At 68.8% G+C, this 4,653-nt stretch carries 5 protein-coding genes; 3 read left to right on the top strand and 2 right to left on the bottom strand.

From position 1 onward, the window contains the following. The first annotated feature begins 189 nt into the window (after positions 1 to 189). From ABD089_RS12355 to ABD089_RS12345, 3 genes are all read left to right on the top strand, one after another. On the top strand, positions 190 to 2,298 hold the full coding sequence (locus ABD089_RS12355; protein WP_343886734.1) for an ATP-dependent DNA helicase UvrD2: 2,109 nt from the start codon (positions 190 to 192) through the stop codon (positions 2,296 to 2,298). Between the two features lie 116 nt (positions 2,299 to 2,414). After that, positions 2,415 to 2,561: a hypothetical protein gene (locus ABD089_RS12350; protein ID WP_343886733.1), complete on the top strand. Its 147-nt coding sequence runs from the start codon at positions 2,415 to 2,417 to the stop codon at positions 2,559 to 2,561. A 104-nt stretch (positions 2,562 to 2,665) separates the two neighbouring features. Next, positions 2,666 to 3,031: a WhiB family transcriptional regulator gene (locus tag ABD089_RS12345; RefSeq protein ID WP_343886732.1), complete on the top strand. Its 366-nt coding sequence runs from the start codon at positions 2,666 to 2,668 to the stop codon at positions 3,029 to 3,031. Positions 3,032 to 3,086: 55 nt separating this feature from the next. Here the strand turns inward: ABD089_RS12345 and ABD089_RS12340 are convergent, their stop codons facing one another. Together ABD089_RS12340 and ABD089_RS12335 are read right to left on the bottom strand one after the other, a co-directional pair. Next, entirely contained in the window at positions 3,087 to 3,968 is an 882-nt protein-coding gene (locus ABD089_RS12340) for a hypothetical protein (RefSeq protein WP_343886731.1), read from the bottom strand. Positions 3,969 to 4,118: 150 nt separating this feature from the next. Further along, positions 4,119 to 4,283 carry a DUF5679 domain-containing protein gene (locus ABD089_RS12335; RefSeq protein WP_343886730.1) on the bottom strand — a complete coding sequence of 55 codons (165 nt, stop codon included), beginning with the start codon at positions 4,281 to 4,283 and terminating at the stop codon, positions 4,119 to 4,121. Positions 4,284 to 4,653: the final 370 nt, after the last annotated feature.

The following is a 4,653-nucleotide window of genomic DNA, read 5'->3' as shown; positions in this document are numbered from 1 at the left end:
AACGGGGGTCCTCCCTTCACGTCAACCCGCAAACTGTCATGAACGTCCCTGCCACCAACACCTAGGCGCGGCCCCTGACAGTTCTTGCGAGGGTGCGGTTGAGGTGCGTCGCGGGAGCATCAGACCGGGAGCATCAGACCGGGAGCATCAGACCGGGGGCATCAGACGGGGGGCATAAGGTCTTTGGTCGTGGACCGACCCGACGACATCCTTGGCGCGCTGGACGATGAGCAGCGCCAGGTCGCAACGTCCCTTGGTGGTCCCGTCGCCGTGATCGCCGGTGCCGGGACGGGCAAGACCCGCGCCATCACGCACCGGATCGCGCACGGCGCCCGCACCGGTGACATGGATCCTCGCGCAGTCCTGGCAGTCACCTTCACCACCCGCGCCGCCGGCGAGATGCGCGGCCGGCTGCACAGCCTGGGCGTCGGCCAGGTGCAGGCCCGCACCTTCCACTCGGCAGCACTTCGTCAGGTGCAGTACTTCTGGCCACGCGCCTATGGCACCGACCTACCGCAGGTGACCGAGGGGCGCATGGGTCTGGTGGCCGAGGCCGCGCAGCAGCAACGCCTCCGCGTCGACACGGCGTTGCTGCGTGACTTGCTGGCCGAGGTGAGCTGGGCCAAGGTCTCCAATGTCACCGCGGGGGAGTACCCGGCGCTGGCGCGTGCCGCCGGGCGCCAGGTCAACGGCGTCCCGGCAGAGCAGGTCGCCAAGATCTTCACCGGCTACGAGGCCGCCAAGCGCAACCGTGGCCAGATCGACTTCGACGACATCCTGCTGTGCGCGGCCGCGCTGCTCTCCGAGCACGATGACATCGCTCGCGAGATCCGCGAGCAGTACCGCCACTTCGTGGTGGACGAGTACCAAGACGTCTCACCGCTGCAGCAGAGCCTGCTGGACCTGTGGCTGGGCGGCCGGGACGATGTCTGCGTTGTCGGCGACCCACACCAGTCCATCCACGCCTTCGCGGGGGCTCGCTCGTCCTTCCTGACCACCTTCGCGCAGACCCACCCCGGCACCACGATCGTCCGCCTGGTGCGCGACTACCGCTCGACTCCCCAGGTGGTCGACTTGGCCAACAAGGTGATCGCGCCGCGGCGAACCGCCTCGTCGCCCCCCGCCCCGGCCCTGGGGGGAGTGCGCCTGGTGGCCCAGCAGCCGCCCGGTCCGGACGTGGAGTTCGCCTCCCACCCCGAGGAACCCGACGAGGCCCGGGCCGTGGCCCAGTGGCTGCAGTCGATGGCCAACGAGGGCGTGCCGTGGCGCGAGATGGCGGTGTTGTTCCGGATCAACGCGCAATCCCCGGCGCTCGAAGCTGCCCTGTCGCAGGCTGGCATCCCCTACATGGTGCGCGGCAGTGAGCGCTTCTACGAACGAACCGAGATCAAGCAGGCGCTATCCCAGCTGCGGTCGGCCACCCGCGCGGAACCCGAGGGTCCGGCCTTGCCGCTGGTCAAGGACGTGCTGTCCGGGCTCGGCTGGGCCGAAGAACCACCCGAGGGCCAGGGCAAGGTGCGCGAGCGCTGGGAGTCGCTCAATGCGCTGGTCGACCTCGCCCACGACGTCGGCGTGGAGGACCCGGCGCGTGACTTCTCCCAGGTGGTCGCGGAGCTGTTCGAGCGCGCCAGCCGCCAGCAGGCGCCGGTCAACCAGGGCGTCACCCTCGCCACGATGCATGCCGCGAAGGGTCTGGAGTGGGAAGCGGTGTCGCTGTTCGGCGTCGCCGAGGGGACGCTGCCCTTCGTGCTCGCCACCTCCGAGGAGCAACTCGCCGAGGAGCAGCGGTTGCTCTACGTGGGTGTCACCCGTGCCCGGAGCAGACTGAGGATTTCCTGGAGCCGGACGCGCAGCGGTGGGCGGGGGGCCCGTGGACCTTCCCGCTTCCTGGACGGTTTGACGCCCGCGGCGGTCGCCGCGCAGGCCCAGCGCGAGCGGGGTAGGGGACGGACGTCTCGCCGTTCTGCCCAGGAACAGGTGTGCCGCGTCTGCGGCCGCAGCCTGACCAATGGCGCCGAGCGCAAGCTGGGCCGCCATGAGGGCTGCCCCAGCGAGTACGACGAGGCGCTGTTCGCGCGGCTGAAGGCGTGGCGCAAGAAGACCGCGGACGCGTCCTCGGTGCCCGCCTTCGTGGTGTTCACCGACGCGACCCTGTTGGCGATCGCTGAGTCAGAACCCGCCAGCGAATCGCAGCTGCTGGCCGTCAGCGGGGTGGGCCGCACCAAGTACGAGCGCTATGGAGCGGACGTGCTGTCGATCATCGGCGGCGAGGATCCCGGCGACGAGGTGTTGCCCTGAATCGTCGTGAAATGCCTTGTCAAAAATATGTTGCAGGATCTTTCGGGAATCCTTTAATGTTTTTCCCGCAAGCCCGGAGCGTCCGGGTGGCGATTCACCGAGAGGAGGGCAGCGAGATGAACACACAGATCAGCGCGATCGTCATGAAGTTCACCGCGTGCGTCGACACAACGTCCGCCATCGCCCCCAACCTCGGTGTTCCCGAGCGCAAGCATCTGCGCGTCTACGCCACCACCAGCAACGTGACCCCTCCGCGAGCCTAGAGCCCCGTCATTCCTGACAGGCCGTGCCTCCCGGAGAACCCCGGGACTGCACGGCCTTCGTCGTCTCCCGGCCAGTTGACCAGACCAGCTCCAGGAGTTCGACCATGACGACCGCACTACGCGAAACCCCCTTCCAGACCAGCACAGCCCGCGGCAGCGACCGCGTCATGGACGACGTGCGGGGCCTCGAGCAACTCACCTGGCCAGCCGTTGCTTCGAGCGAGCAGGCTGCCTGTCTGGAGGCCGACCCGGAACTCTTCTTCGCCGAGATGCCAGCCGACCTCGAGCTTGCCAAGAGGGTATGCGTCGAGTGCCCCCTCCGCGAGCCGTGTTTGGTGGGGGCACTGGATCGGCGGGAACCGCACGGGGTGTGGGGTGGTGAGATATTCGCCGAGGGGCAGGTGATCGCCCGCAAGCGTCCCCGGGGGCGTCCGCGAAAACACCCATCGCCCGAATGGCTCGCAGCCTGACCCACGTGCCGCTGACAAAGCCCAGCCCAACGGAGTCCTGCCGGGGTGATCACCCTCACCCCGGGCAGGTGCAGTCCGGGTGCACGGGGAAGCGAGCCACGGGCAGGTCGGGCGCCAGACGGTCCAGCCCCAGCACCCGGCCCTCGAGCCGTCCTCGATGCCCCTGCGCCCACCAGCCCACCTCCAGCACTGCCTGCGCCGCGACCGCCCGCACCACGGTCTCGTCCGGGTCGGAGCGGTGCATCCCCAGCCGTGCCACCGTCGCACCCCGTCCGGTGTCCCTCGCGCCGACCACCAGGTCGTGGCAGCCCAGACAGGGTGTGCGCCCAGGTTCGACCATCGGGCCAACGCGTCCGAGGTCGCGGTGGGCGCGCAGCACCAGGTGGGCCAACCCATGGCGGACCAGCTGGTCTACCACCAGGCGGTCCGGCTCGACGTACTGGGTGGCGACCACGACCAGGTCGGCCCAGCCTCGTAGGTCGTCCATCCCACTTCCGGCCCGGCAGGCGATCTTGCGCCGCTGCAGCAGCCACCTTGCCATCGCGTGCCCGCAGGTGGGCTCGGTTGAGTGGATCCACTCCAGTTGTGAGGGCGGGCGCGGATCGATCACCAGCATCGGGTCGGCGCCGCCGCGTCCCAGCGCCACCGACACGGCGCGGGCCAACGACCCCGAACCGAGCACCGCGATCCTCAGCCCGCCCAGCACCCGATCCGAGGGGCCCTGGTCGGCCAGCCCGTGGTGGGCCAGCGTCGTCCACAGCGGGTCCCACCGTTCCTCTGTGCGGGGCCACCACCCGTCCGCGCGTCTCAGCGCGACCACCAACTCATCGGGAGGCGTGGCGAGATCGGCCCAGCGCTGGTCATCCAGCCACAACCGGACGCCGGTGCTGCTGGGCAGCAGTTCTGCACGAAGCCGTGGGTGGGTGATCTGGTCCATGGGGACAGTCCAGCGAGCTGGTGTTGTCCGAGGTGTTGTCCGCGGGCGTCCGGTGGTCGTCCCACGCTCCGCCCGGGGACGAAGAACGGGGGCGAGCCGACTGGCTCGCCCCCGTTCGAAGTTCTTCGTGGCCTCAGCAGAGGCCGCGGATCACTTGGCCTTGCCGAGGATGCGGTTCAGGTTGGTGCCGCACTCGGGGCACTTGGCCTTGGCCATGCGGGTGCCCTTGTCATTGACGACAACGTTGCCCGAGGCCTCGCGCTTGGCCTTGCACTTCACGCAGTAGAACTCACCGCTGTAGGTCTCGTCAGCCACTTTTCCTCCTGTGGTTGTGGTGGTGTCGGCCCTGACCCCACGGACTTCCCGTGGCAGCCGTACCGTCACCGGCCGGGCTCTTCGCAACACCTTTCCACGCTCAACAAGCAAAAGGCCAGCGTCTGCACGGCGCGTCGAACCCATTTTCGGGGGGTTCTGGGCGGGAAATGCTGGTTCGGGGCTGTCTGAAGGCATGAAGTGAGGCCCTCGGCGGTCTGATCACTTGCCTTCCCCTGCGAGCGATCGACCTGCCAAGGGCCTCGGATGCAGAGTTTTCCAGCCCAGGGCCAGCTCGTCAAGCCCCCGACGAGACTCACACATGGTCCCCGCGTAGGTGGGTGCCGTGCCTCACATGTTTTTCCCCGCGAGG

Origin of the sequence: Luteococcus sanguinis (assembly GCF_039527675.1) — a bacterium.
GTDB classification, from domain to species: domain Bacteria; phylum Actinomycetota; class Actinomycetes; order Propionibacteriales; family Propionibacteriaceae; genus Luteococcus; species Luteococcus sanguinis.
This window is presented reverse-complemented; position numbering and strand designations above follow the sequence as displayed.